Genomic DNA, 25,287 nt, shown 5'->3' with positions numbered 1-25,287 from the left:
CGGGCGACTGTTCGGAAAGCGCGGCCCTTCTGACCTTGAAGCGGTCTCCGCGTTGTTGACGAACCCGCCGTCGCCCCGTCTCGCCGCGGCGATCGAGGCGGTCGGGCGCACCCTTACCGAGAAGCGGCTGGGCAAGGGTCTGGGCCGTCTGCGACCGCGATTGATCCTGATTTTCGCCCGCCAGTCCGAGGACGCCACGCGCAAACTGTCCGACAGCTACTGGACCTCAGATCGCGGTCACAACGTCGGTATCGACGTCTACCATGCCTATGGGAACGCGCTCGCGGCCTTTCTGGTCGTGCTGGACCGGCGGCCCCGGTCAAAGACCCCGCTGCTGGACGCGGCAGCGGCCATTGAGGCCCTGATGCCCCCCATGCGGATCGAACCGGCCGATCCGGACGGCTACGGTCTGGCGACGCTGCACGAGATCCGGCGGGACCTGGCCAGCCTGCTGTAGAGGCGGCTGACCGCTACTCTTTCAGATGCGCATCCAGCAGGGTGTACCAGGTCGAGGTGAGGCGCTCGAACTCGGCGGGGCACTGTTCGGCGCGTTCGGGCGTCAGCCACTCGTCCTCGAGCAGGTTGGCGTATTTGTCCGGGTCGGAGCCGTACACCAGGCAGGTCAGGGTGTAGTACCGCTGCTGGCTGAGCGAGTGTTCGTCGGCGAAATCGCTCTCCTCCAGATCGCCGGCCTCTTCGGGGTCGGTATAGAAGCTGAGGGCGCCGGAGATGGCGGATTCCTCGCCATCATCGCCGTCGATCAGCCACCACGCCGCCAGACTGTCGGCGGTGTCTTCCTCGCGCCCCGTAAAGGGGATCTCCAGTACGTCGATCAGGGCGTGGCCGACCTCGTGGAAGACGGTGAAGAGAAACGATCCGTTGACCGCGTCCTCGATCTCTTCGTCGGTGTCGTAATAGGCGGCGAAGGTCTCGCGCTCGCCCTCGAACATCTCGATACAGATCTGGATCTCGCGATCGTCGGGGATGTAGTAGGCGTTGTTCTCGCCGCATTCGGCGAAGCGCATGCCAATATCGACCGGGAGACTCAGGCTCTCGTTCAGTACATCGGCGACGTCTTCCAGCCAGCGTTCCTCGGACAGCTGTTCCGCCAGTTCGGTATAGTCGTCGCTGGTCAGTTCGGCCGGGCGGACGACGAAATCCCCCCGGTCCGCTCCGGATGCGGCCACGCTCTCGCTGGAACAGGCGCCCAGGATGACGAAAGCGGCGGCTGCGGCGGCGACGCCCATGCCGCCGACGCGGCCCGTGATGGTCTTTTTCATGATCAGTCTCCCCTGCCGCGACCTTAGCCATACGGCGGCCGGTCACAATGGGGTCGCGGCCCGCTGTCAGGCGACGTCAGATCAGCCCCGGGCTGCGGCCAGGATCGGACCCCCGTTCGGGGCCTGGACGAGAACGGCCGTCGCCAGACCGGCGCGGGTCGCGGGCGGAAGGCGATAGCCGACGGTCTGGCCGCGCCAGTCGCCCAGGCGGACCAGTTCGCGCACCACATCCGCGTGGGGCAGGGTGCGGCCGCCGTTCTCGCCGCGCTCGACCGGCACATTGATCGGGCGCGGCTCGTAGCGCACCAGCCAGACGTCGGCGGGGACGGAAGGCGTGGCTCCGCCTGCGAAACCGACAGCGCCGTTACGGAACTGAACGGTCGGCCCGGTGAAGGGGCTGTGCCGGTCGATCAGGCCCTGGATCTGGGCCATGCGCTGGCCGACGACGTGGTCCCGGCCATCCACGACCACCTGGGGCGTCCAGACATTGTCGGTGCCCAGGCCGCGTTGATAGTCGCGCTGGCGGCGGGTGAAGGCTTCCTGGGCGAAGGTGTCCCTCCAGCCCAGACCGTCCCAGTAGGTGACGTTCCAGCTCAGCGCGAGGATGTCGGGTCGGCTCGACAGGGTCACCAGATTAGCGTTGGCGGGCGGGCAGGCGTTGCACCCCTGGCTGGTGAACAGTTCCACCACCGTCAGACCCGACGCGGCAGGTGGAGGCGACGGCAGGGGGGCTGCGTCGGCCGGCCGCGCCGTGCCCCGGCCGGCGATCAGGGCGGCGGCGACGACGCCGATGCTGGCGAACAGCGCCAGACGACGCCGCAGGTCGGGGTGGCTGGACAGGGCGGCGATGCGGACAGGGCGCGTCATGGCGGGTCTCTCGAACGATCTGCCCCGGCCTTCGCCGGGAGCGTCGCAGAGGTTACCGCGCGGTCGATGTCAGTGCGATGTCGGCGCGCGCACGGCGATCAGCGACTTGGTCATGCCCGCGACCACTTCGTCGTGGTGGACGGCGTCCGGATACAGGAACCGGAACTGTCCCTTGTCCAGCAGACGGGCGTGCTGGACGTCGCGCATCGCCTGACCCATGTCCCGGGCCCTGGGCGAAAAGCCATGGCCGCGTTTCAGCAGGGCGCGCGCCCGGCTCTGCTCCGAGCGCCAGTGGAAAAAGGGCGCGCTGAAATGCGGTTCGACCGGGAACCAGAAATAGGGCGTCTGGACATAGTAGGCCGGGGCCAGGCGGCGGCAGGATGCGGCGAAGGCCTCCATCCGCCCCCAGTCGCCGACGTGTTCGATGACCGAGTTGGAATGGACCAGGTCGAAGGCGTGGTCCGCATAGTGCGGCAGGTCGCAGGCGTCGCCGTCGACGATCTCGAACAGGGCGGGGTCGGCGGTCTCGTCGATGCCGCCGGGATTGACCAGGGTGATCCGGACCTTGCAGGCGTCCAGGAACGCCCGGTCGAACAGCGTCCAGTAGTTGGCCTCTCCCCCCAGATCGATGATCGACACCGCGCCCTTGCGGGCATGGATACGCTGGATCAGGTCGACGATGCGGCGCGCGCGGGCGCGGCGGAACCGCGTCACCAGCGAGTTGGGATCGGTATTGTCCTGCAGGGCGTGGATCAGGTTCATGCGCCCCTGATACCGGAGGGCGTTTTCGGTCGGCTTAAGCCACAGCCTTAACCGGACGCTAAGTCGGCCCGCCGGCGGTGGGCGCGGGCATGGGCTCGGCATAGCGGGCGGTCAGGGACAGGCCGCAGGCCAGGATCAGACAGGCGGCCGCCCCCGCTGCCAGCGTCGCCCGCGCATGCTCCGGGGCCAGGGGGCGGGCGAACAGCAGAACCAGCAGCGCCATCAGGGCGAGGACGCCGGGGATGTCCATACCGACGCCGAGGAAGACGGGATGGGCCAGGGTCAAGATCCAGGCTCCGCCCAGTATGGTCGCCAGCACGGCCGGGATCAGGGAGCGGGTGCTCTGAAGCCGCGCCCCGATCAGGGCGCAGGCCGCCGCCGCAAGGGCCGCGACCAGACCGGGCCAGACGAAGATCAGCGCCGCCTCCGGAGCGGTCGCCTGGGTGACGCACCCCAGGAGCAGGATCAGGGCGATCAGCCCCAGCCATCCGCCCCATGGGGTCTTAGGGGCCGTCTGGCTCCAGGTCGACAGGGCGATGGCGACGCCGCCCGCGCCCATCACGACGGCATCGAAGCCATTCATCACCATCACCGCCGCCGCGGCCGCGATCACGACCCCCGCCAGCAAACGGGGCCCCAGGGCGGCGCGTCCCGCCAGCGCGGCCAGGGCCACCGCCACGACAGCCAGACCGGTCCCTGCCTCCATCCAGGGCAGACGCCTCAGCAGGGTGTAATAGACCTCGGCCGACTCGGCCCGCGCGGCGGATGGACCGGCCAGGGCCCGCACGCCGTGGGTCACCACAAGCCCCATGGCCAGCACCCACAGGCCGGACAGCATGCCACGTCCGACATCGGCGGCGGTGACCCCCGTCGCATGGCGGGCTCCCCAGGCGGCGAAGGCCAGCAGGGCCGCCGTGACGGCCAGCAGCGTCCACCCCAGCCCGGTCGAATGGACGATGAAGATCCGGCCCAGCACGTCGCCATAGACGACATTGGCCCCCGCGACGGGCAGGGCGTCGGCGCGGATGTGCGCGTCGGTCGCTTCCAGCGCCTGGGAGCCTATGTGCTGCAACGCGCCCTGATCGAGGTTTTCGGGTGTGGCGCTCGGGGAGTGGTACTGCGACGGGCGGCCGATGAAGGCGAAGTTGACCCCGCCGATGCCCCGGTTCTTCGGGATGGTGAAGTCGGTGCCGTTGGGCATGGACTCATAGACGAAGATCGACAGGGCGTTGGACGTCGCGCCGCCGTCGGCCTTTCCCGCGGCCTTGGTGAACAGGGCGATCGTTTCGGCATTGCCCCGTCCGGTCTCGAACATCATGGCCCGGCCGCCGCCGCCGCGGGCCTCCAGATTGACCACCGCCCCGATCCGGTCGCGCAGGGGATTTTCCGAAAAGAAGAGGCGCGCGCCGTCCAGGTTCAGTTCTTCCGCATCGGTGAACAGGACGACCAGCGTCCGGTCCGCCGGACCACGCGCCTTGATGGCCCGGACGGCTTCCAGCACCGCCGCCACGCCCGCGCCATCGTCCGCCGCGCCCGGCGATCCCCAGGCGCTGTCATAGTGGGCCATCAGCGCGACGGCCGCCGCGCCCGGATTGCGCCCGGGCAGGACACCGACGATATTCACTGCGGCATTGCCCGCCGCCACCGGATCACCGCCCCAACGGGTCAGGCGTGCGATCGCCTCGGGCGACAGGGCTCCGGACTGGAGGACCGGATTCAGGCCGAGGGACGCCATCCGCTGGACGAGATAGCCCTGGACGCGCGCATGGTCGGCTGATCCGACGGGGTGGGGGCGGGCACCGATCTGGCGCACGTCGGCCATGGCGCGCCGGGCCGAGAATTCGGTGGGGGAGGCGCTGGCGTCGCGCGGCGCGGGCACCTGCAGCGCCCAGACCCCGATCACCAGCGCAAGCGCCAGGGATCCCAGAAACAGAGCCCATCGCATGTTCGTCATCCCCGACACTCCGTCAGGATAGGGGGCGAAACCGGACCGTGTCGATGCCCAAACCGGCGGGAGACGCGCGCGCTACGCCGCCCGGCTGACCGCCGAGGGGGACTTCACATACAGGCCGCTCCGCCCGCCGACGGGGCGGAAGGCGATGGTGTCGTCGTCGATGCGCTCCTCGGCCCCCAGCACCAGCACGCCGTCATCGACCAGGCGGCGCTCCAGATAGTCGACGACCTGTCCGCGCCGGGCGGGCTCCATCTCGATCAGCACGTTGCGGCACACGATGATGTCGAACCGGGCGTCGTCGGTCGGCGCGTCGAGCAGGTTGTGGCGGGCGAAGCGAACGACGTTCCTGAGCGCGGGCCGCACAGCCCAGGCGTCCTCGGCCGGTTCGAACCATTGCAGCATCATCCTGGCCGACAGGCCGCGCTGGACCTCGAAGGCGCTGAAGACCCCCGATCGTGCCTTGTCCAGCGCGCGCAGCGACAGGTCGGTGGCGACGATGTCGATATTGGCCCCGGCGTCCAGACCGGCCATGGCCAGGGAATAGGCTTCCTGACCGCTGGAGCATCCGGCCGACCAGACCTGCACGCGTCCCTCGGGACGGGCGCGGCCGATCGCCGGCAGGACTTCCCTGGCAAAGGTGTCGAACACGGCCCGGTCGCGCCGGAACCAGGTTTCGGAGTTCAGTAGCGCCTCGATGACCGCCCAGCCCAGGGACGCCACCGGCTTGACCCAGAGGGTGGCCAGCAGGGCCTCGACGCTGTCGAAGCCCTCGCGCCGCGCCACGGGCGCCAGTCGATGCTCGGCCAGATGGATCCGGTCGCGGCCCAGCCGGAAGCCGGCCCTCGACGAGAGCAGCGCCTGCAGACGATCGAAGTCGTCCTGGGTCATGGCTGAGCTAAGGGGGCGGGCATAGGTCGGCTTCAGACGGCTCCGACTTCGGACAGTTTGGAGTGGAGGATTTCCCCGTCGAACGGCTTCATGATGTAGTCGTCGGCACCCGCGCCCAGGGCTTCGGCGATGCGTTCGGGTGCCGTCTCGATGGTGCAGAACAGGACCTTCGGGCGGTCGCCGCCCGCCTGGGCGCGCAGACGCCGGAGGAAGGTCAGACCGTCCATGACCGGCATGTTCCAGTCCAGCAGGATGACGTCGGGCATCAGGCCGACACAATAGGACAGGGCCTCGATGCCGTCGGCGGCCTCGTCGACCTCGAACCCCAGACCCTCCACGATGCGGCGCGCGACCTTCCGGATGATCCGGCTGTCGTCCACGATGAGGCAGGTCCGGACATCCACGGTGTGTCGTCTCCCAACGGCCGGAATCAGCTTCGCCGTTTCGACCCCATAATCGGGTCAGGGCGGTTAATGACTCGTTGGTAGCGTTGATTAAGGGGGCATGGTTCCCGTCAGGACGACGCGGTCCTCCACAGTCTCGACGTCCAGCCATCCGCCCTGCTGCTGGAGGGTCAGCCAGAGCCAGTAGGGCTGTATCCACTGACCGGTCAGGCCCTCCGTCAACCGCTGTCCGGCCAGACCCTTCGCCGCCTCCGGCTTGAGCCGGGCGCGGGCTCCCTCGGCAGTACCCGTCAGAACCAGATCGTCTATCACCGCCCGCGCCGTGACCACGGCCTGACCGCCCATCGGCAGGGCCGCGGCCGTCAGATAGGCCAGGTTCACGAGCGCCCGCGCCTGGGGTTTGCTGAAATCCGTAACCTCCAGCTGCCAGTCCAGCCTGGCCCGCCCGTCCCGGGTCACGCCGTCGACCAGCGCCTTCAGCTCGTCCCCCGAGAACCGTTCGGCGGTGGTTGCCGCGCCGAAAGCCACGCGAAAGAACTGGACCTGGGCCACCATCTTTCGGGCGCTGTCGGTCAACAGGGCGATCGCGTCGTCGCGCATGTACTGGGCGGTCGGATCGTTCAGCAGGTCCAGCCCCGACACGATCGCGCCCGACGGGCTGATGAAGTCGTGGCACAGCTTGGCCACGAGCAGGCTGGCCAGTTCAGATCCATCGATGGACAGGGCGTCGAGGGGGATGTCGAAGGCGGTATCGGTCATGGGGGCGAGGATGGGGTGATTTGCCCCTTCGCGAAACCACCCGCCATGGTCTATCCCCCGCGAAATGATCGCTTCCCTGCCGACCGCCCTGGCCGCCGACCTCGACTCCGGCGCCCTGCATGACCACCTCGCCGCGATCGCAGAGGATGCCGCGCGTGTGATCCTGCCCTACTGGCGGGCGGGCGGAGAAGTCTTCACCAAGGCCGACGACAGCCCCGTGACCCTGGCCGATCAGCAGGCCGAGGCCCTGATCCTGTCGCGGCTCGCGGCCCTGTATCCCGACATCCAGGCCGTGGCCGAGGAACAGTCGGAGGCCGAGGGTCGCCCGGCCAGCGCCGATGCCGTCTTCTGGCTGATCGACCCGCTGGACGGCACCCGGGGCTTCGTTGCGGGCAAGGAAAGCTTCACCGTCAACATCGCCCTGATCCACGACGGCCGTCCGGTCGCCGGCGTCGTCACCGCGCCCGCCACCTCGACCACCTGGCGCACCACGGCCGACGGCACGGCCGAGATGCGGCGCTATGCCGAGACGGGCAACGACCCCTGGCGCGCGATCAGGGTCCGCAACCGTCCCGACGAAGGCATCGCCCTGCTGAGCCACAGCGTCACCGATGCGGAGGCGGCCCGCCTCGCGTCCCGCCACGGCTGTACCCGGTGGCAGGGGACGGACTCGTCGCTGAAATTCTGTCTGATCGCCGAGGGTCGCTTCGACGCCTATCCCCGCACCGGCCCCACGTCGGAATGGGATACGGCCGCAGGGCAGGCGGTCCTGGAGGCCGCCGGTGGCCGGGTTCTGGCCGCGGACGGATCGCCCCTGGCCTATGGCAAGCCGGGGTTCGCCAACGGCGGGTTCGTGGCGATGGGCGGATAGGCCCCCGGGCCCTGTCCGGTGACCGTCCTTCCGGGCCTGTCGGCAGGGCGGGGCCGGGTCAGGGCGCGAAGCGGGCGTTCTCGGGAACATCGGCGGGCGCGCAGTGCGTCCACTGGTCTTCCTCGACGCTGCCGTCGATGGCCAGTCGGGCCGTGCGTTTCAGGGTGCCGGCGTCGAGGACCTCATAGCTGATGGTATAGGCTCCGGCGTCACCGCCCAGTTCGGTCTGGCAGCGCTGGTCCTCGCGCCAGCTGTTGGGACCGGTCTGAAGCCACTGTCCCGGCTCGCAGCCGCCGAAGTCGATGGTGAAGGAGGTCGGGGTGGCGAAGGCCAGGTCGCCGTCACCCGGCCACACCTCGGCGCAGTCCTTGTCGCCCCGGGCATAGTAGCCGAGCGCCAGCGGAATGGGCTCCGGCTCGGTCTCGCCCTCGGCCAGGGTCACGCCGGGGGCGGAGGCCGTGGCGTCCGGGCCCAGCAGGTCGGCCAGGACGTCGTCCAGGGTGGGCGCCTGGGGGGGCTTCGGCTTGCCCGCCGGCGGCCGGGCCGCAGGCGTCTGGCCCACAGGCGGCCGGGCGTTCAGGCGCGGGTCCAGCGTGGACTGCGGCGGGGCGGTGTTCAGCGACCGGGTCGTGGCGCTGCCCTGATCCTGGGCAGAGGCGCTGGCGGCGAGCAGGATGGCACCCCCCGCGAGGGCCAGAACCGTTCCGGAGCGTATCGATCGAGCGTTCATACCGTCCCTTGGACCATGCGGTCGCGACAGAACAATGGCACGAAACCTGACGGTCCGTTCCCGGCGGTAGACATGGATCGCCCCGTATGTTGGGCTTCCCCGATTTCAGGGGGAAGGGCATGCGGAAAACGATCACCGGGGCGTTGTGGGTCGTGACCCTGGCCGCGATCATCGCGGCGGCGGCGGGCTTCTGCTGGCTGGTGATCGGCGTGGCCGACGACAAGGATGGCGGCTGGCTCACGGTGGCCGCGACCCTGGCCGTCGGGATCGGTGCCGCCGTTGCGCAATACACTCTGGCGCCCAAGGCTGCCGGTTCGATGCGGCGGCCGTTCTGGATCAGCTGGAAAGGTCTGGCGACGATCTTTGCGGCCTGCGTTACAGGAGCCGGGGCGATGTCCCTCATATTGCCCTTGATGGACCCTGCAGTGGCGACCGAGAAGACCGTGACGCAGGACGGTGACCGGACGCGGGGCGAGGTGGTTCGGGCGCGCGACGACATCCTTGCGGCCCTGTCCCCGCCACAGCGGGCCGTCGTCGGCGCTGTCCCCGGTCGGTGGGGAGAGGCGGGCTGCGCGGTGGTCTATGAGTTCAAGGTGAAGGACGGCGGCCTGATGATCGAACGGGTCCGGAAGGAGCCGGGGATGTCGGACTATGCGATGACGGCGGCGCTCGTGCCGGGCGGCGAGGGCGATCAGCTCAACGCCAGCATCGCGCGGTCGTCGGACGCGGGAGAGACCGAGGGTCAGGCCCTGATCTTCACCTATTCGAGGGCAGCCGACGAGGAACGCCTGAACTGGCGCAACCTGACCCACGTCGGATACGGCGGGACGAAGCTGGAGCGGTGTCCGTGAAGCGGTTCAGCGTCGTTCTGATGGCCCTGGCGGTCCTGGCCCCGGCCGGTGTGACTCTGATGGCGCCGATCCCGGCCCTCGCACAGGGACGGGACGGGACAGGGCTGGGCCCGGCCCAGGTTCGCGCGCTGCGGGTGGAGCTTAGCGTCGCGATCACCGCCGCCACAAATGCGCGCGGCGCCGCAGGTGCCGCCCGTCGCGAGGCCGAAGCCTCCCGGGCTGATCTCGGTCGGGTCGGGCAGCTGCTCGGCCTGCCGCCGGACGCTTCGCCGGAAAATGTCGTCCAGGCCGCGGCGCGCTGGGTCGAGCAGGACGCCGATAACCGCAACAAGCTCGCGGACATGACCGAGATCGTCGATCGGATCGAGACCGGCGAGATCCGGGACCGGGCGGCTTTTTTCGTGGAGGAGGCCCGGACCGCCTTCGAGGACGGTCGACTGCAGGACGCCGACCGGGCCCTGGAACAGCTGGCGTTCCTGCGACAATCGGCGTCGGTCGAGGCGGGAGATTTGTGGATCGGATCGGTCACGACGCGCGCGGCCTTTGCCCGCCAGCGACAGGATTTCGAGGGCGCGGAACAGATCGGTCTACAGGCCCGTCAGGAGGCGCGACGCCGCGCACGACACGACGATTTCCTTCTCACCTCGGACCTGGGCCTGACGGCATATCAGCGCGGCAATGAGCGGGGCGACAATGCGGCCCTCCTTCGCGCGATCGACTATTATTCGGAAGCGGCGTCTCTTGTGGACCGCGCAGAGAGTCCAGACGACTGGGCCGCGACCCAGAATGGCCTCGGCAATGCCCTTCAAACCCTCGGCTCGCGTGAGAGCGGGACGGCGCGTCTGGAGGAGGCGGTCGCGGCCTATCGCTTGTCGCTTGAGGAAAACACCCGTGAGCGCGTGCCGCTGGACTGGGCCTTGACCCAGAACAACCTGGGCAATGCCCTTCAGTCCCTCGGCGCGCGGGAGAGCGGGACGCCGCGTCTGGAGGAGGCGATCGTGGCCTATCGGGCGGCCCTTGAGGAAAACACGCGTGAGCGCGTGCCGCTGGGCTGGGCAGCGACCCAGAACAATCTCGGCAATGCCCTGACCACCCTCGGCGAGCGCGAGAGCGGGACGGCGCGTCTGGAGGAGGCGGTCGCGGCCTATCGGGCGGCCCTTGAGGAACGCACCCGCGAGCGCGTGCCACTGGGCTGGGCTGCGACCCAGAACAACCTCGGCACTGCCCTTCAGTCCCTCGGCGAGCGCGAGAGCGGGACGGCGCGTCTGGAGGAGGCGGTCGCGGCCTATCGGGCGTCGCTAGAGGAATACACGCGCGAGCGCGTGCCGCTGGGCTGGGCCTTGACCCAGAACAACCTCGGCACTGCCCTTCAGTCCCTCGGCGAGCGCGAGAGCGGGACGGCGCGTCTGGAGGAGGCGATCGCGGCATTTCGAGCGTCGCTTGAGGAGCGCACCCGCGAGCGCGTGCCGCTGGACTGGGCCGCGACCCAGAATGGCCTCGGCAATGCCCTTCAAAGCCTCGGCTCGCGTGAGAGCGCGCCGGCGCGTCTGGAGGAGGCGGTCGCGGCCTATCGCTTGTCGCTTGAGGAAAACACCCGTGAGCGCGTGCCGCTGGACTGGGCGCGGATCCAGAGCAACCTCGGCGGTGCCCTTCAGTCCCTCGGCGCGCGGGAGAGCGGGACGGCGCGTCTGGAGGAGGCGGTCGCGGCCTATCGGGCGGCCCTTGAGGAGAACACGCGTGAGCGCGTGCCGCTGGACTGGGCGTGGACCCAGAACAATCTGGGTAGCGCCCTTGGGACCCTCGGCCAGCGGGAGGGCGGGACGGCGCGTCTGGAGGAGGCTGTCGCGGCATTTCGAGCGGCCCTTGAGGAACGCACCCGCGTGCGCGTGCCGCTGGACTGGGCCATGACACAGATGAACCTCGGCGCTACCCTTATGACCCTCGGCGCGCGGGAGAGCGGGACGGCGCGTCTGGAGGAGGCGGTCGCGGCCTATCGGGCTTCTCTAGAGGAATACACGCGCGAGCGCGTGCCGCTGGACTGGGCGCTCACAATGGAGAACCTCGCGCTGACCTACGAAGCTCTTTTTGAGAAATCCAGCGATCCAGTCTGGCTGGATCGCGGACAGGTAGCAGCGCGCGATGCCTTGGCAGTCTATCAAGAGGCGGGAGCCGAGTACGACATCGGAACCAGTCAAGATTTGATCGCCCGCCTCGAAGCCAAACGCGCCGCCCTTCCCTGAGCCCTACCCCCGCTCCTTCGTCTTGGTGAAAGCCACCTTCGGGAAGCGTTCCATCACATAGCCGGTCTCCCACGACGATTTGGCGAGGAAGACCGGGGCCTGGTCGATGTCGCGGGCCATCTGGCCGCGGTATTTGGCCATGAAGTCCTCGACGTCGGCCTTCTCTCCGTCGATCCAGCGGGCCTCGGCATAGGGGCTGTGTTCGAAGATGACTTCCAGGCCGTATTCCTCGCCCAGCCGGTCGGCCATGACCTCGAACTGCAGCTGGCCGACGGCCCCGACGATGAAGTCCGCGCCGATCTCGGGGCGGAACAGCTGGGTCACGCCTTCCTCGGCCAGACCGTCCAGCGCCTTCTTCAGGTGCTTGGCCTTCAGCGGATCCTTGACCCGCACGCGCTGCAGGATCTCGGGGGCGAAGTTGGGCAGGCCGGCGAAGCGGATCAGGCCGCTCTCCGACAGGCTGTCGCCGACCCGCAGGACGCCGTGGTTGGGAATGCCGATCACGTCGCCGGCGAAGGCGTCCTCGGCCAGTTCGCGGTCGCTGGCGAAGAACATGATGGGGGCGTTCACCGACAGCTGCTTGCCGGTGTTCTGGACCTTCAGCTTCATGCCGCGCCTGAACGAGCCCGAGGCCATGCGGAACATGGCGATGCGGTCGCGGTGGTTGGGGTCCATATTGGCCTGGACCTTGAAGACGAAGCCGGTGACCTCGTCCGAGCCGGGCTGGATGGTCAGTTCGACGGGGGCGGGGGCGTTGCGGGTCTCGGGCGGGGCCTCCTTGCGCGCCGGCATGACCTTCGGAGGCGGCGCCCATTCGCCGATGGCGGCCAGCAGTTCGTCGATGCCGAAGTGGCGCAGGGCCGAGCCCCACAGGACCGGCGTCATATGGCCCTCCAGGAAGGACGGGCGGTCGAAGGCGGGGTAGCCGCCGGTGACCAGTTCGGCCGCCTCCATCAGTTCTTCCTGCTCGCCCGGCTCGAAATAGCGGGCGGCTTCGGACAGGGGCAGGGCAGGGGGATGGCCGGCATCCTCGACCGCGCCGGGGACCTTGCGGGCATAGGGCTGGAACCGTCCGGTGCCCATCTCGACCATGCCGCGCAGCCGGTTGCCGCTCTGGGCCGGCCACCAGACGGGGGCGGGGTCCAGTTGCAGCTTCGAGGCGATCTCGTCCAGCAGCTCCAGCGGGTCCAGGGCCTCGCGGTCCAGCTTGTTGATGAAGGTGATGATCGGGATGTCGCGCAGGCGGCAGACCTCGAACAGCTTCAGGGTCTGCGGCTCGATGCCCTTGGCGGCGTCCAGCACCATGATGGCGCAGTCGGCGGCCGTCAGGGTGCGATAGGTGTCCTCCGAAAAGTCCTCGTGCCCCGGCGTGTCCAGCAGGTTGAACATCTTGGCCACGCCGTCGGACGTGGTGTGCTCGAACGTCATGACCGAGGCGCTGACCGAGATGCCGCGCTCCTTCTCGATCTTCATCCAGTCCGACTGGGTCCGCCGGTTCTCGCCCCGCGCCCGCACCGCCCCCGCCGCCCGGATGGCCCCGCCGGACAGCAGGATATGCTCCGTCAGCGTCGTCTTGCCGGCGTCGGGGTGCGCGATGATGGCGAAGGTCCGCCGACGGGCGGCCTCCTGTTCGAGCGTGAGTTTCGACATGGGGGCGGGAGGTAGCGCGCGCGCCCGCGAAAGTCACGCGTGGCCCGTATCCGTCCGGCAGGATCGGACCGCGCCATGGGCGCTCGCGGCCTGAGCCCGGCGATCAGGCCGCCATGCGGCCCCAGACGGCGCGGTCGGCCGCGGCGGCGTCCAGACGGCCCTTGCCGCTCTTGGCCTTGAGCTGCTTCAGCACGGCCTCGGGCAGGGCGCAGAAGAGCGGCTCGACCAGGGCCGGATCGCAGTCCATATCCGGCGCCGCGAACAGGGCGGCGTTCACCTCGGGCGACCGGTCGTGGATCAGCCAGGCCAGGCGGCGCGCCCGCTCCGGGTCGTTCCGGTGCAACAGCGGATCCCCGGCGAACAGCTCGCAGCCCAGTTCCATCAGATAGTCGAAGCCCAGCTTCTCGAACCGGCGCGCATCGGCCGACGTGACCGGAGAGGCCTCGTCCAGGTCGAACACCACGTCGTTCATGAGAAACAGCATAGGGAAAGCCACCCGGTCGACGCCGACGGTTCTGACGACAATCGTGACCATGCACCCGGTTGGTTTTCGGTTCTGTGTGCGAACGGGGTTAGCGAGGGGTTATCCGTCCCGGAGCGCGGCGAGGAGAGAGGATCAGTCTCCCTCGACCCTTTCCGTCAGAAAGTGCCGCCCCTGGCGGTCCTCGATCTCCACCACCCACAGGTCGGGGTCATAGCCGCGCTGACGCTCGACATAGGCATCCAGCTCGCCCTCGGTGCCTTTCACCGGCTGGATCCACAGCCGGTCGCCATCCTGTCCGAAGGCCTCGCTGAACAGCCGTGCCGTGCGTTCCGACGTATTGTAGGCTTTCACGATCACGGTCCCCGCGCGCGCATCGCCCTTGCGGACCACCGTGGCATTGGCCCCTTCGATCCCGGCCCTGCGGATCAGGGCACCGACCCACAGGTCTGAGTTCAGAAGCAAATCGGTAACCCTGCTCGGAAACGGGACCGGAACGTCATGGCGCTACGGTCGGGCCCATGAGGATAGGCCGTTTCTCCCGTATCGCCAGCGCCGTGACCATCGGCGCCGTCCTGGCCCTGTCGCCCGTCCTGGCCTCGGCCGAGGGCGGCGGGACCTATTACGACCGGACCTTCGTCCTGGCCGCCGACCGGAAATGTCGTCTGTTCCAGGCGCCGGTCGCCGGGGCGCTGTCGGCGGCGACGCTTCAGTCGCGCGGCGCTGCCCTGAGGGGCGGCGTGGCCGAGGCGACGCTGAACGAGACCGCGGCCCGCGCCCGTTACCGGGCCGCGCGGGTGGATTGCGCCAACCCCGAGCTGGCGATGGTGCGCGACCGCGTCGCCGACGCCTTCGCCGGCTGGCAGCGCATTCCGCGCATGGACTTCATCGGCGACCGCGCCACCTGGACCGCCGACCGCGTCCGGCGCGAGGATGCCGCCTGGCGACTGGTCCAGCCCTCGGTGGTCGGGGCCTCACCCGTCCGGTTCGGCCTCAGCGCCAGTCCGGCGCAACCCGGCACGGTGTTCGGCGGCAACGTCCTGTCGGCCGTGGTGTCCTTCGTCGGTCGTCCACGACCCTATGCCGCGCGGATCGTGATGCGCGACCCGGCCCTGGCTCCGCGCCCGTGGCTGACCGCCGCCGGGTCCGCAGTCCTGCCGCCCGTCTCGGCGCGCAAGGAAATCTGGTCGGCCGGCACCGCCCCGGCGGCCCCGACCCTGCTGGCCACCGGCCGGACCCAGGGCGAGATCTGGCGCTTCCCCCAGACCGGGGCCGATGCCCTGGCCACACTGGATCCGCGCGAGCCCTTCCTGGTGGAGTTCCTGTTCCGCGACGGCAGCGTCGCCACCACGACCTTCGAGGCCGGAGACTTCGCTGCGGCGCGGGCGTTCGTGGGGTTGGGGACGGTCTGACATCCGCTTCGCCCTCTCCCTCGGGGAGGGGAACGACGTCGCGCCTAATCTGCCGCGTTCAGCGGAATGATCTCGGCCCCGCCTTCCGGCGGCCCGGCCCGGCCCACGGACACCACCGGCAGGCGCACCGTGACGGCCGTGCCTTCGCCCAGGGTGGAATCGATGCTCATGCGCCCCCCGTGCAGTTCGGCCAGGGCCCGGACCAGCGACAGACCCAGGCCCGTGCCCCTGGCCCGCTGATCGGCCTCGCCCGCCTGCTCGAACGGACGACCCAGGCGATTCAGGTCGCTGGAGGCGATGCCGACGCCGGTGTCGGCCACGACCAGCTCCAGGTACGGCCCGATCGTCTCCAGCGTCAGGGTCACAGAGCCACCCGACGGCGTGAACTTGATGGCGTTGGACAGCAGGTTCAGCGTGATCTGCTTCAGGGCCCGGCGGTCGGCGTCGACGTCGATCGGATCGTCCGGCAGCAGGCTGGCCAGGGTGACGCCCCTGTCCGTGGCTGAGACCCGCACCAGGGCTACGGCGGCCGAGACGACCTCGCGTGCATCGAACGCCTCGCGGATAAGCTCGTAGCGTTCGGCCTCGATCTTGGACACGTCCAGCACATCGCCGATCAGGTCCAGCAGGTGGGACCCGGCCTCGTGGATGTTGTCGGCGTATTCGGCGTATTTCGGTGACAGGGGTCCGAACAGGCGCTGGCGCATCACGTCGCTGAACCCCAGGACGGCGTTCAGGGGCGTGCGCAGTTCGTGGCTCATATTGGCGAGGAAGCGGGTCTTGCCGGCGTTCTGGGCCTCGGCCTCGGCGCGGGCCGCCTCCAGCCCGATCTCGGTGGCGAACTGGCGGGTGCCGTCGAAGGCCTGGGCGACCAGGCGCGGTCGACCGGCCGCATCGTTGGCCCGGCGCAGGATCAGGGTGACGCGCCGGTCCAGCGCCTGACGCGGGGCGAAGCTGACCTGGGTCGGGTGTCCGCGCAGCGCCGTATCGATGGCGTCCAGGAGCGGCCGCCGGTCCGGGGCATGGATGGCCGCGATCAGCCCCTGCTCGAACAGCGCATCGACATTCAGCGCGGGCGGTGCGCAGCCATAGGCCCCCTGCACCCGTCCCGATGGTTCCAGCACCAGGGTCAGCCCCGGCTGGTTGGTCAGCAGGGCCTCGATCCGGCGGGTCGTCTCCTCCGCCACCACCAGCCGTGTCTCGCGGATGCGCCACGCCAGGCGCATGGCCAGCGCGGCCGCGACCGCCGCCAGCAGGGCCGTGCCGGTGGCCACGCCGATGTTCGTATTGGGGGCTCCGATCAGCCAGGCGGACAGCTGACCGCCCCCTGCGGCGATGGCCGAACCCAGGGCACCGCCCTGCGCCAGCCGCACACCGTGCCTCGGCCCGCCCAGCGCCAGGCCGGCGACGAACGGCATGGCGATGAACCCCACCAGAGGTCCGCCGAGACCGCCCGACAGGACCGAGGCACCCAGGGCGACGAGCGTCCAGACCACCAGGACCAGGGCCCGCTCGCCCGGGCCGTCCCAGCGGATCAGCGCCAGTCCCGCCAGGCCGGGGACCAGCATGGCCAGGCTGCCGAATGCAGCGGGACCGCCCAGGGCCCCGACCCAGATCGCAGCCAGGGTGGCCAGCATGATCGCCGCCGTCCATGCCCCGTGCCAGGCGGCCAGGGCGGGCACGCCTTCGGCGACCGTCGCGCGGGACGCAACGCCTTTGGCCGGACCGTCCCTGGCGTCCGGCGATGTGGGGGCGGGTGAGGTCAATCGCGGGTCCGGAGGCCTTCGGGCGAAAGGCGGGGCAAGGGGAGTCGTACCGGACCGGACACTAGCCTTGCGCTTGAGTCGTCCAAAGCCCGCACGCGCGTGGGGCGAACCCGCGAAGGGACGGCAGACCCTGTCGCCGGGGACGATCCGCCTCGTTGTTCTTGACCCATGCCGGGGCTATCTGCGCGCCATGACCGAAGCTGGCACGATTGACGACACCCTGGCCGAACTGATCGAGGACTTCGACGTGCTGGAGGACTGGGAACAGCGCATCGCCTATGTGATCGACCTGGGGAAGGATCTGGCTCCGCTGCCGGACGAGGATCGGGTCGAGGCGAACAAGGTGCCCGGGTGTGCCGCCCAGGTCTGGCTGGCCTCAGGCCGCACGGGGGACGGGAAGGGGGGCGACCGCCTGACCTTCCGCGCCGACAGCGACAGCGCGATCTCGAAGGGCAATGTGGCCCTGTTGCTGAAGCTCTATTCCGACCGCACGGGTCCGGAGATCCTGGCCTTCGACGCCAGGGCCGCGCTGGACCGGCTGGGCCTGCCGCAGGCCCTGACCCGCCAGAGGGCCAATGGCCTGAACGCCATGGTCGGTCGCATCCGGCAGGAGGCGATGGGCACGGGATAGAAAAACCCTCCCCCGTTCTTCACGGGGGAGGGGGATCGCCGAAGGCGGTGGAGGTTCGTTACTTCTTGGCGGCGCGCGGGGCGCGGGCGGGTTTGCGGCCGCCCTGGCCCAGGCCCATCTGCTTGGCCAGGTCCGAGCGGGCCTTGGCATAGTTGGGGGCGACCATCGGATAGTCTTTCGGCAGACCCCATTTGGCGCGGTATTCCTCGGGGCTCATGTCGTATTTCGTGCGCAGGTGGCGCTTCAGCGACTTGAACTTGCGGCCATCTTCCAGGCAGATCAGGAAATCGGGGCTGATCGACTTGCGGATCGGCACGGCAGGTTCCTTGACCTCGGGCTCCACCTCGACGACGCCGGTCGAGACCTGGCTCAGTGCCGCATGGATATTGGAAATCAGCGACGGCAGATCGTTGGCCGACACGCTGTTGTTGCCAACATAGGCCGACACGATGTCCGCCGTCATTTCCAGAAGCTCGGACCGGTCGTCCATTCTTGTCGCGTCCATCGTCATTTCCCTGTCTAGACTTGTCGCACGGTTGCGATTGTGAGTCGGGAAATACTGATATTTCATACCGAAAGCAATGCGTCGGCAGGTCTTCTTCAGAGAAACGTCTGGACAAGAGCAGTTTTAACTATAGATGCGCTCCGGCCCCTCCGGAGATCAGCGGCCGAAGTTTTCGGACAGGGCCATGATCGCTGCGCGTTCGGCTGCCGAATAGTCGTCCAGGCCCTGGTCGTCGCCATCGCGGATCGCCTTCAGCAAGGCAGGTGACAGGGCGGAAGACAGCGACCAGTTCCAGTAACGCAGAACCGTCTGGGCGCGATCGACCGCCAGCATCTCATAGGTGGTCTGCACCCGCTCCCAGTCGGGATGCACAGAGCCGTCGGCCCGGGTTTCTGGCCGCCGTATCGAACGCCACAGGTACTGCAGGTCGACACGGGACAGGCCGGTGGCCTTGCACAGGATGGCGAGGGGTTCGCCACCGACGTCGCACAGGATCTTGGCTGCGGTCAGGGGTTTGATGCCCGCCAGATGGGCGATCTCGGCGGCGACCTCGGGGTTCAGGCCCGTCCTGGCGGCCTCGGCGACGGCGTGTTCCAGACTGGCGTAGGGGCTCTTTTCGATGGCCACCCGGTTTCGCTGGCGGCGCTCGATGAACTGCAGGGCCTTGCGCGACACCGGGTCCTGCCAGCGCTCCTCAGCGGCCATGGCAAAGACGTCCTCGACGACCTCCTGCATGACTTCGCGCGACACGGCGAAACGCTGCAGGATGGTCTTCCGGTCCTCGGCCCCGCTCCACCAGAACATCACATAGGCCCCGGATGGTCGCAGCTCGGACCGGCGTAGCATGTGGCCGCACAGCTCGGGCGCGGCCCGGCTCAGGCTGACGATCGCCTCGACCCCGCTCTGGGACAGGCGGGCGGTGGTGTTCTTCAGGACCCCCTCGATCACCGGGAGCTCGTCGAAGGCGATCAGGGTCTCGGTGACGACCTCCGACAGGCCGCGTCGGCTGGCCATCAGGACGCGGTGTTCGATGCCGGTGTCGCGGGCGCAGGCGACCAGGTCGGCATCGCTGAGGGCGGCGCAGCCCTCGATCAGCAGGCCGGCGATAGCGGGTTCGTCGCGCATCAGCATCCGCGCCAGGCTGTTGGGCAAGTCTCCGAGCGGTGCCAGGCGCTGGGCCACGCGATGGCGCTCTTGCGGGGCCGCCAGTCGCAGGATTTCGATCAGCAGATCCCCGACCACCGATCGCTCAAAGGTGTTGACCCGGCTGCCGGGCAGCGACACCACATCGGCCAGCCGCTTAAGCAGTGCATGACGCGCGCGAAAGCCCGGTGACGGTGCGTCAGGCGCAGGAGCTGGGGCCGGATCGGTCATACAGGTGCCAGCCTACTGGCAAGACGGTTAACCGCGCGCTTACAGCCCTTCGAACAGCGCCGTCGACAGATAGCGTTCGGCGAAGCTGGGGATGATGACGACGATGGTCTTGCCGGCGTTCTCTTCGAGCGCGGCCAGGCGGAAGGCGGCAGTCAGGGCGGCGCCGGAGGAGATGCCGACGGGAATGCCTTCGACGCGGGCGGCCTTGCGCGCCATTTCGAAACTGTCCTCGTTGGAGACCTGTTCGACGCCGTCGATGACCGAGCGGTCGACGATGGCGGGGATGAAGCCCGCGCCGATGCCCTGGATCTTGTGCGGGCCAGGCTCGCCGCCCGACAGCACGGGCGAGGCGGTCGGTTCGACCGCGATCATGCGGACCGAGGGCTTCTTCGCCTTCAGGCCCTGGCCGACGCCTGTGATGGTCCCGCCTGTGCCGACGCCGGACACGACGATGTCCACCGTGCCGCCCGTATCGTTCCAGATTTCCTCGGCCGTCGTGACCCGGTGGATGGAGGGGTTGGCGGGATTCTCGAACTGCGATGGGCTGACCGCGCCCGGGGTGTTGGCCAGCAGGTCCGCGGCCAGGGCGATGGCCCCCTTCATGCCCTTCTCGGCGGGCGTCAGGACCAGCTCGGCGCCCAGCAGGGACAGCATCTTGCGCCGCTCGATCGACATCGATTCCGGCATGACCAGGATCAGGCGATAGCCCTTGGCTGCGGCGACGAAGGCCAGGGCGATGCCGGTGTTGCCGCTGGTCGGTTCGATCAGGACGCTGTCGGCGTTCAACCGGCCCGCCGCCTCCAGCGCCTCGACCATGGCCACGCCGATCCGGTCCTTGACCGAGGCGATGGGGTTGAAGAACTCCAGCTTGGCCAGCACGCGGGCCCTGGGCTGGTATTCGGCCGACAGGCGCGGCAGGCCGACGATGGGCGTGTCGCCGATGGTGTCCAGGATGCTGTCATAGACCTTGCCCCGCCCGTGCGTGGCGTGGCGGACCGTGTCGTAGGCGGCGGGCAGGTCGGACATGGGGGAGGCTCCGGTGGGTCGCTCTGGAATTGAGTGCACATTGTGCACTTTGTGCAGATTCGCCGATCGCCCCGGCGCGGCCGGAGCGGCTGCGACAGACATAGGTCCGGCACCCGGAGGCACAAGGCATTATTGCTGAACCCCGCCCCAAGATTTCGTCGTCGATCCACCTGGGGAAACGGCCAGGGTATCGTTGAAACCTGTCATGCGTCTCCGCGACGGATCGGTCCCGGGGGAGCGGACCAAGGACTGAACAGAAATCCGGCATCGACGCTCACCGGGCGTTTGCGGCGGTGTGATCCGCTCTCCCTGCCCATGAAGGAGGGGGAGAAAGGGAGACGGGGACAAATCCGCCGCCCATGCTCTCTGCCGAGGCCGCGCGTCTGGATCGGCCGGACCTGAAGGTGCTGTTCATCACCGGCTATGCCGAGAACGCAGCGGTCGGAAACGGCCTTCTGGCCCCCTGCATGGAGGTCGTGACCAAGCCCTTCTTCATGGGCGACCTGGCGGCCAGGGTGCACGACAGGATCGAGGCGTAGGACGCGGTCTCGCGACGGAGACGCCCGCCATTCCTCACGCTTGACGCAGGCCCGCGCGATGGGCTTGGTTGACGGAACGCCGTTGGAAGAAAAGTCATGTCGATCCGTTGTGTCTTCCTCGCGCTCGCGGTGGCGTGGGGCGTTCCGGCCGCTGCATCGGGCCAGGACCTCGACGCCTATCCCACATGGAGCGCACTGGAGCTCGTTTCGGACTTCAGGCCCGACCCCGTTTCCGTCAGCGGCGGCGCAGGCGGGCCGATCCTGGCATCGTCCATTGGCGGGGGCTGCGCTGGCCTTGTCGGCAGTGCTCCCAACGTGCAGTTGACCTATTGGGCTGGCGACCAGCCCCTGTTCTTGAGGACCGCGGCGGCGGCGGATACGACGTTGCTGGTCCATGCGCCCAACGGCAGCTGGTATTGCGACGACAACGGTCGCGGAGGCCTGAACGCGCAGCTGTATTTCCCGAGCCCGGACAGCGGGACCTGGCTGATCTACGTCGGTGCCCAGGTCGAGACGGGCGTGCAGGCTCTGCTGGAGATCAGCGGTCTGCCGGATGGCCGCTCGGCTCCGGCCTGGCCCGGAGAGACGCTCGATCCGTCGCTTGCCGATGCCGCTGCCGATGCTGCCGATGCTGCCGCCGACGCGATGGACTTGTCGGCAACGGCGCCGGCGGCCATGGGCACGTATGGAACTCTGATGCTCGAAAGCGGCTTCTGGCCCAGCCCCAACCAGACCCTTGTGTATGCCGGGGGTGACGATCTGGCCTCGAACGTCGCCGAAGGTTGCGTCGGGCTGATCAGCACGGCCCCCGACGTGCTGCTGGCGTTCTGGCCCGGGAGCCCCGGCCTCATTTTCAGAACGGTATCGATCAAGGACACGACGATCCTGCTTCAGTCGCCCAGCGGCGACTGGTACTGTAATGACGACAGTGGCGGCAGCCAGAATGCCGAGCTGTACTTCCCCACACCTGAGGCCGGGACCTACTCCGTCTGGGTCGGAGCCTATGGTGAGGCGGACAAGGGCGCGGCCCTGCTGGAGATAAGCGAACACGCGGATTACTGAGCCCACATCTGTATCGCCTGACGACGCGGACGCTTCACCCCTCGTTAACCACGATCCCGCATCCCTCTTTGGATGCACAACCTGGTTGCCGCCGTCGAAGCCGTCGATCCCCTGGTCGTCACCGGCAAGGTGGCGGGCGTGTCCGGCCTGCTGATCGAGGCGAAGGGCGGGCTGTCGCGGCTGGCCGTCGGGGCGCGGGCCGAGATCGGGCGACGGGGGACCACGCCCCTGCCGGCGGAGGTGGTCGGGTTTCGCGACTCTAAGGCCCTGCTGATGCCGTTCGGCCCGGTCGAGGGCGTGGCGCCGGGGGCCGACATCCACATCATCGGCCAGGCGGCGGCGGTCCAGCCGACCACGGCCTGGCTGGGCCGGATCATCGATGCCTTCGGCCAGCCGATCGACGGCAAGGGGCCGCTGCCGCAGGGGCCCGCACCCTATCCGCTGCGCGCCGCGCCGCCCGCCGCCCATGCGCGAGGCCGGGTGGGGGAGCGGCTGGACCTGGGCGTGCGGTCGATGGACGTCTTCACCACGACCTGCCGGGGCCAGCGTCTGGGCATCTTCGCGGGCTCGGGCGTGGGCAAGTCGGTGCTGTTGTCCATGCTGGCGCGTCAGGCGACCTGCGACGCCGTCGTCGTCGGCCTGATCGGCGAACGGGGCCGGGAAGTGCGCGAATTCATCGAGGAGACCCTGGGCGAAGAGGGTCTGCGTCGCGCCATCGTCGTGGTGGCGACGTCGGACGAGCCGGCGCTGAAGCGGCGTCAGGCGGCCTATATGACCATGGCGATCGCCGAATACCTTCGGGACCAGGATCTGGAAGTGCTGTGCCTGATGGACTCGGTCACCCGCTTCGCCATGGCCCAGCGCGAGATCGGACTGGCGGCGGGCGAACCGCCGACGACCAAGGGCTATACCCCCACCGTCTTCTCCGAACTGCCCAAGCTGCTGGAACGCGCCGGACCGGGGCCGATCCGGCCGGACGGGACGACGGCGGCACCGATCACGGCCATGTTCACCGTGCTGGTGGACGGCGGCGATCACGACGAGCCGATCGCCGACGCGGTGCGCGGGATCCTGGACGGGCATATCGTGATGGATCGCAAGATCGCCGAGCGCGGGCGGTTTCCGGCCATCGATGTGCTGAAGTCCGTCAGCCGGACCCTGCCGGGGTGCCAGACCCCGCCGGAGCGCGAGCTGAACAAGCGGGCGCGCCAGTGTCTGTCGGCCTATGCGTCGATGGAGGAGCTGATCAAGATCGGGGCCTATCGCGCGGGGGCCGACCCGGTCACCGACCGTGCCATCGCCCTGAACCCGGCGCTGGAGGCGTTCCTGGGTCAGGACAAGGAGGACGTCACGCGGATGGCCGATTCCTTCAACCGGTTGGAAAGCATTCTGAACCAAGGTCTGGTTCAAAGTGGCGAGTGACGAGTGAAGCGAAGACCGGGCGCGCATCGCGGACGATGGCTGACGATCAGTCCATCGACGAGGTCGCCGGCTCTCTCGCCACCCGCCACTCGCCTCTCGCCACTGACTTGATCTGGATAAAGGTACTGTAACCGTATGACCGCCTGGGCCCATTCCCTGATCCGCATTTCCAACTATGAGGTGGAGACGCTGCAGAAGCGCCTCGCCGAGATCACGTCGAAGAAGGCATCGGCCGAGATGCGCCTGGCCGTTCTGGATGCCGAGGCCGAGATCGAGCGCGAGCGCGCCCGGATCGACGCGGAGGCCGCAATGATGCTGCAGGGCTATCTGACGGGCTGGAAGGCCCGAAAGGGTGCCGCCGAGGGCGACCTGGTCACCCTGGACGCCGAGGAAGAAGGGGCCCGTGACGCCCTGACCGGGGCCTATTCCGAGCTGAAGAAGTTCGAACACGTCGCCGAGATGACCCGTCTGAACGCCATCGTCGCCGCCGGCAAGCGTGAGACGGCGGCGTTCGACGAGATGGGGTTGAGGAAGCGTGCGGGCTAACGCACACCCATCTCCCTCCCCCTGCGGGGGAGGGCAGATCGCGAAGCGATCGGGTGGGGGCGGCAAGACGAGGCCGCCCAGACCGGAGTCCAGATTGCCTTGCCCTCCCCACCCGGTCTTCGCTTCGCTTCGACCACCCTCCCCCGAGGGGGAGGGAGAACGATGATCGACCGCCGCTCTGTTCTGCTGTCATCCCTCGCTCTGGCCGCCTGCGGGAACACCGAGGCCGCGCCGGCGGTCGATGCCACACCTTTGAAATCCATCGCGCCCTTCCCGATCGGCGTGGCCGCCATGAGCGGGCATTTCGACGAACCGGCCTGGGTGAACCTGGCCCTGACTCACGTCTCCCAGCTGACGCCGGAGTGGGAGATGAAGATGGAGTACATCCTGTCGGAGACCGGCGACTATCGCTGGGACGCCCCCGACCGGATCGCCGACTTCTGCACGGCGCATGAGCTCAGGCTCTATTGCACCACCCTGATCTGGTATTCCCAGGACAGCGCCTTCTTCCGGTCGCTGGACCCGGCGCGGTTCCGGCGGGAGTACGACCGCTACATCGCCGAGGTCGTCGGGCGATACCGCGGCCGCGCCACCGGCTGGGACGTCGTCAATGAGGCGGTGGCCGAGGACGGGAACGGACTGCGGTCCTGCCTGTGGTCGGACGTCCTGGGGCAGGAAGGCTATATCGCCCGCGCCTTCGAACAGGCGAAGATGGCCGATCCGGATGCGGTGCTGTTCCTGAACGACTACAATCTGGAGAACAATCCGGTGAAGGGCGCGACCTTTCTGCGGCTGGTCGAGCGGCTGCTGAAGGCGGGGGTCCCCGTCGGCGGTATCGGCACCCAGTCGCACCTGGATATCGAGATCCCCGTCGGCCAAACCCGCGCCTTTTTCAAGGAAGCCGCCCGGTTCGGCCTGCCGATCCATGTGTCGGAGCTGGATGCCAGTCTGCGATCCGAGGGCCGCATCGACATCCGCTCGCCGCGCCAGAAGATCGACCAGCAGACCGCGCGCGTCGCCGAACTGACCGAGGCCTTCGTTGCGCTTCCGTCGGCCCAGAGGTTCGCCTTCACCGTCTGGGGCCTGCGCGACACCGACAGCTGGCTGAGGGGCGGAGCTCGTGACGACGGCAAGGACAGCCCCCTGCTGTTCGACACGGCCGGGCGGCCCAACCCGATGTATCGCGCCGTGATGGCGGGTCTTCAGGGCGATTAGCCGACCCCGGACGATACGGCTCCGTACACGCACAATAGGCTGTCGAACCGTC

Annotated in this window: 26 protein-coding genes; 11 read left to right on the top strand and 15 right to left on the bottom strand. The window is 68.8% G+C overall.

Annotation, left to right across the window (positions count from 1 at the left end):
- The first annotated feature begins 55 nt into the window (after positions 1-55).
- Positions 56-457: a hypothetical protein gene (locus HZ989_RS13555; protein ID WP_209321327.1), complete on the top strand. Its 402-nt coding sequence runs from the start codon at positions 56-58 to the stop codon at positions 455-457.
- A gap of 13 nt (positions 458-470) precedes the next feature.
- Here the strand turns inward: HZ989_RS13555 and HZ989_RS13550 are convergent, their stop codons facing one another.
- The 7 genes from HZ989_RS13550 to chpT form a co-directional block, all read right to left on the bottom strand.
- Positions 471-1,280, bottom strand: a complete 810-nt coding sequence (locus tag HZ989_RS13550) for a DUF4344 domain-containing metallopeptidase (protein ID WP_209321326.1) — start codon at positions 1,278-1,280, stop codon at positions 471-473.
- Positions 1,281-1,361: 81 nt separating this feature from the next.
- Complete coding sequence (locus HZ989_RS13545) at positions 1,362-2,147, bottom strand: thioredoxin family protein (protein ID WP_209321325.1); 786 nt, start codon at positions 2,145-2,147, stop codon at positions 1,362-1,364.
- A gap of 69 nt (positions 2,148-2,216) precedes the next feature.
- Positions 2,217-2,909, bottom strand: coding sequence for a class I SAM-dependent methyltransferase (locus HZ989_RS13540; protein ID WP_209321324.1), 693 nt, complete (start codon positions 2,907-2,909; stop codon positions 2,217-2,219).
- A 58-nt stretch (positions 2,910-2,967) separates the two neighbouring features.
- Entirely contained in the window at positions 2,968-4,863 is a 1,896-nt protein-coding gene (locus HZ989_RS13535; RefSeq protein ID WP_245162376.1) for a M20/M25/M40 family metallo-hydrolase, read from the bottom strand.
- Between the two features lie 72 nt (positions 4,864-4,935).
- Positions 4,936-5,751 (bottom strand): protein-glutamate O-methyltransferase CheR, encoded by an 816-nt coding sequence (locus HZ989_RS13530; protein ID WP_209321323.1) that lies wholly within the window; start codon positions 5,749-5,751, stop codon positions 4,936-4,938.
- A gap of 32 nt (positions 5,752-5,783) precedes the next feature.
- Positions 5,784-6,155: a PleD family two-component system response regulator gene (locus tag HZ989_RS13525; RefSeq protein WP_209321322.1), complete on the bottom strand. Its 372-nt coding sequence runs from the start codon at positions 6,153-6,155 to the stop codon at positions 5,784-5,786.
- Between the two features lie 90 nt (positions 6,156-6,245).
- Positions 6,246-6,914, bottom strand: coding sequence for a histidine phosphotransferase ChpT (gene chpT, locus HZ989_RS13520; protein WP_209321321.1), 669 nt, complete (start codon positions 6,912-6,914; stop codon positions 6,246-6,248).
- A gap of 64 nt (positions 6,915-6,978) precedes the next feature.
- On the opposite strand from chpT, the gene cysQ reads away from it, so the two are divergent.
- The gene (cysQ, locus tag HZ989_RS13515) at positions 6,979-7,785 is read left to right on the top strand and encodes a 3'(2'),5'-bisphosphate nucleotidase CysQ (RefSeq protein WP_209321320.1); all 807 of its coding nucleotides are present in this window, start codon (positions 6,979-6,981) and stop codon (positions 7,783-7,785) included.
- Between the two features lie 58 nt (positions 7,786-7,843).
- Here the strand turns inward: cysQ and HZ989_RS13510 are convergent, their stop codons facing one another.
- A complete protein-coding gene (locus tag HZ989_RS13510; RefSeq protein ID WP_209321319.1) occupies positions 7,844-8,515 on the bottom strand; it encodes a hypothetical protein in 672 nt (223 codons plus the stop codon).
- A gap of 119 nt (positions 8,516-8,634) precedes the next feature.
- Between HZ989_RS13510 and HZ989_RS13505 the strand changes: the two genes are divergently transcribed.
- The gene (locus HZ989_RS13505) at positions 8,635-9,366 is read left to right on the top strand and encodes a hypothetical protein (RefSeq protein WP_209321318.1); all 732 of its coding nucleotides are present in this window, start codon (positions 8,635-8,637) and stop codon (positions 9,364-9,366) included.
- The gene (locus HZ989_RS13500) at positions 9,363-11,606 is read left to right on the top strand and encodes a tetratricopeptide repeat protein (RefSeq protein ID WP_209321317.1); all 2,244 of its coding nucleotides are present in this window, start codon (positions 9,363-9,365) and stop codon (positions 11,604-11,606) included. The genes HZ989_RS13505 and HZ989_RS13500 overlap by 4 nt, the downstream gene beginning before the upstream one ends.
- A 3-nt stretch (positions 11,607-11,609) precedes the next feature.
- On the opposite strand, the gene HZ989_RS13495 is transcribed toward HZ989_RS13500, so the two are convergent.
- From HZ989_RS13495 to HZ989_RS13485, 3 genes are all read right to left on the bottom strand, one after another.
- A complete protein-coding gene (locus HZ989_RS13495; protein WP_209321316.1) occupies positions 11,610-13,256 on the bottom strand; it encodes a peptide chain release factor 3 in 1,647 nt (548 codons plus the stop codon).
- A 103-nt stretch (positions 13,257-13,359) separates the two neighbouring features.
- Entirely contained in the window at positions 13,360-13,740 is a 381-nt protein-coding gene (locus tag HZ989_RS13490) for a hypothetical protein (RefSeq protein ID WP_209321315.1), read from the bottom strand.
- 132 nt (positions 13,741-13,872) lie between these two features.
- On the bottom strand, positions 13,873-14,202 hold the full coding sequence (locus HZ989_RS13485) for a DUF1491 family protein (RefSeq protein ID WP_209321314.1): 330 nt from the start codon (positions 14,200-14,202) through the stop codon (positions 13,873-13,875).
- 56 nt (positions 14,203-14,258) lie between these two features.
- On the opposite strand from HZ989_RS13485, the gene HZ989_RS13480 reads away from it, so the two are divergent.
- Complete coding sequence (locus HZ989_RS13480; RefSeq protein WP_209321313.1) at positions 14,259-15,149, top strand: hypothetical protein; 891 nt, start codon at positions 14,259-14,261, stop codon at positions 15,147-15,149.
- Positions 15,150-15,193: 44 nt separating this feature from the next.
- Here HZ989_RS13480 and HZ989_RS13475 read toward each other — a convergent pair whose 3' ends face one another.
- Positions 15,194-16,915, bottom strand: coding sequence for a HAMP domain-containing sensor histidine kinase (locus HZ989_RS13475; RefSeq protein ID WP_209321312.1), 1,722 nt, complete (start codon positions 16,913-16,915; stop codon positions 15,194-15,196).
- A gap of 190 nt (positions 16,916-17,105) precedes the next feature.
- On the opposite strand from HZ989_RS13475, the gene HZ989_RS13470 reads away from it, so the two are divergent.
- Positions 17,106-17,546, top strand: a complete 441-nt coding sequence (locus HZ989_RS13470) for a SufE family protein (protein WP_209321311.1) — start codon at positions 17,106-17,108, stop codon at positions 17,544-17,546.
- A 58-nt stretch (positions 17,547-17,604) separates the two neighbouring features.
- Here the strand turns inward: HZ989_RS13470 and HZ989_RS13465 are convergent, their stop codons facing one another.
- The 3 genes from HZ989_RS13465 to cysK all read right to left on the bottom strand — a co-directional run bounded on the left by HZ989_RS13465 (position 17,605) and on the right by cysK (position 20,451).
- Positions 17,605-18,036 carry a MucR family transcriptional regulator gene (locus HZ989_RS13465; RefSeq protein ID WP_209323135.1) on the bottom strand — a complete coding sequence of 144 codons (432 nt, stop codon included), beginning with the start codon at positions 18,034-18,036 and terminating at the stop codon, positions 17,605-17,607.
- Between the two features lie 171 nt (positions 18,037-18,207).
- Positions 18,208-19,425: a DUF2336 domain-containing protein gene (locus HZ989_RS13460; RefSeq protein WP_209321310.1), complete on the bottom strand. Its 1,218-nt coding sequence runs from the start codon at positions 19,423-19,425 to the stop codon at positions 18,208-18,210.
- A gap of 39 nt (positions 19,426-19,464) precedes the next feature.
- A complete protein-coding gene (gene cysK, locus HZ989_RS13455) occupies positions 19,465-20,451 on the bottom strand; it encodes a cysteine synthase A (RefSeq protein ID WP_209321309.1) in 987 nt (328 codons plus the stop codon).
- A 359-nt stretch (positions 20,452-20,810) separates the two neighbouring features.
- Between cysK and HZ989_RS13450 the strand changes: the two genes are divergently transcribed.
- From HZ989_RS13450 to HZ989_RS13430, 5 genes are all read left to right on the top strand, one after another.
- A complete protein-coding gene (locus tag HZ989_RS13450; RefSeq protein ID WP_209321308.1) occupies positions 20,811-20,990 on the top strand; it encodes a hypothetical protein in 180 nt (59 codons plus the stop codon).
- 96 nt (positions 20,991-21,086) lie between these two features.
- The gene (locus tag HZ989_RS13445) at positions 21,087-22,052 is read left to right on the top strand and encodes a hypothetical protein (RefSeq protein ID WP_209321307.1); all 966 of its coding nucleotides are present in this window, start codon (positions 21,087-21,089) and stop codon (positions 22,050-22,052) included.
- Between the two features lie 72 nt (positions 22,053-22,124).
- Positions 22,125-23,474 carry a flagellar protein export ATPase FliI gene (gene fliI / locus HZ989_RS13440; protein WP_209321306.1) on the top strand — a complete coding sequence of 450 codons (1,350 nt, stop codon included), beginning with the start codon at positions 22,125-22,127 and terminating at the stop codon, positions 23,472-23,474.
- A 135-nt stretch (positions 23,475-23,609) separates the two neighbouring features.
- Positions 23,610-24,020, top strand: coding sequence for a flagellar export protein FliJ (locus tag HZ989_RS13435; RefSeq protein WP_209321305.1), 411 nt, complete (start codon positions 23,610-23,612; stop codon positions 24,018-24,020).
- Positions 24,021-24,182: 162 nt separating this feature from the next.
- Positions 24,183-25,235: an endo-1,4-beta-xylanase gene (locus HZ989_RS13430; protein WP_209321304.1), complete on the top strand. Its 1,053-nt coding sequence runs from the start codon at positions 24,183-24,185 to the stop codon at positions 25,233-25,235.
- Positions 25,236-25,287 lie beyond the last annotated feature (52 nt).

Origin of the sequence: Brevundimonas sp. AJA228-03 (assembly GCF_017795885.1) — a bacterium.
Taxonomy (GTDB): domain Bacteria; phylum Pseudomonadota; class Alphaproteobacteria; order Caulobacterales; family Caulobacteraceae; genus Brevundimonas.
The sequence above is the reverse complement of the archived record's forward strand: the minus strand, read 5'-3'. Positions and strand labels throughout refer to the sequence as shown.

Coding starts and splice junctions, on each gene's coding strand:
- HZ989_RS13550 (WP_209321326.1), bottom strand. CDS start 1,280: ATGAAAAAGACCATCACGGGCCGCGTCGGCGGCATGGGCGTCGCCGCC.
- HZ989_RS13545 (WP_209321325.1), bottom strand. CDS start 2,147: ATGACGCGCCCTGTCCGCATCGCCGCCCTGTCCAGCCACCCCGACCTG.
- HZ989_RS13540 (WP_209321324.1), bottom strand. CDS start 2,909: ATGAACCTGATCCACGCCCTGCAGGACAATACCGATCCCAACTCGCTG.
- HZ989_RS13535 (WP_245162376.1), bottom strand. CDS start 4,863: ATGACGAACATGCGATGGGCTCTGTTTCTGGGATCCCTGGCGCTTGCG.
- HZ989_RS13530 (WP_209321323.1), bottom strand. CDS start 5,751: ATGACCCAGGACGACTTCGATCGTCTGCAGGCGCTGCTCTCGTCGAGG.
- chpT (WP_209321321.1), bottom strand. CDS start 6,914: ATGACCGATACCGCCTTCGACATCCCCCTCGACGCCCTGTCCATCGAT.
- cysQ (WP_209321320.1), top strand. CDS start 6,979: ATGATCGCTTCCCTGCCGACCGCCCTGGCCGCCGACCTCGACTCCGGC.
- HZ989_RS13510 (WP_209321319.1), bottom strand. CDS start 8,515: ATGAACGCTCGATCGATACGCTCCGGAACGGTTCTGGCCCTCGCGGGG.
- HZ989_RS13505 (WP_209321318.1), top strand. CDS start 8,635: ATGCGGAAAACGATCACCGGGGCGTTGTGGGTCGTGACCCTGGCCGCG.
- HZ989_RS13495 (WP_209321316.1), bottom strand. CDS start 13,256: ATGTCGAAACTCACGCTCGAACAGGAGGCCGCCCGTCGGCGGACCTTC.
- HZ989_RS13490 (WP_209321315.1), bottom strand. CDS start 13,740: ATGCTGTTTCTCATGAACGACGTGGTGTTCGACCTGGACGAGGCCTCT.
- HZ989_RS13480 (WP_209321313.1), top strand. CDS start 14,259: ATGAGGATAGGCCGTTTCTCCCGTATCGCCAGCGCCGTGACCATCGGC.
- HZ989_RS13470 (WP_209321311.1), top strand. CDS start 17,106: ATGACCGAAGCTGGCACGATTGACGACACCCTGGCCGAACTGATCGAG.
- HZ989_RS13465 (WP_209323135.1), bottom strand. CDS start 18,036: ATGGACGACCGGTCCGAGCTTCTGGAAATGACGGCGGACATCGTGTCG.
- HZ989_RS13460 (WP_209321310.1), bottom strand. CDS start 19,425: ATGACCGATCCGGCCCCAGCTCCTGCGCCTGACGCACCGTCACCGGGC.
- cysK (WP_209321309.1), bottom strand. CDS start 20,451: ATGTCCGACCTGCCCGCCGCCTACGACACGGTCCGCCACGCCACGCAC.
- HZ989_RS13450 (WP_209321308.1), top strand. CDS start 20,811: ATGCTCTCTGCCGAGGCCGCGCGTCTGGATCGGCCGGACCTGAAGGTG.
- HZ989_RS13445 (WP_209321307.1), top strand. CDS start 21,087: ATGTCGATCCGTTGTGTCTTCCTCGCGCTCGCGGTGGCGTGGGGCGTT.
- fliI (WP_209321306.1), top strand. CDS start 22,125: ATGCACAACCTGGTTGCCGCCGTCGAAGCCGTCGATCCCCTGGTCGTC.
- HZ989_RS13435 (WP_209321305.1), top strand. CDS start 23,610: ATGACCGCCTGGGCCCATTCCCTGATCCGCATTTCCAACTATGAGGTG.
- HZ989_RS13430 (WP_209321304.1), top strand. CDS start 24,183: ATGATCGACCGCCGCTCTGTTCTGCTGTCATCCCTCGCTCTGGCCGCC.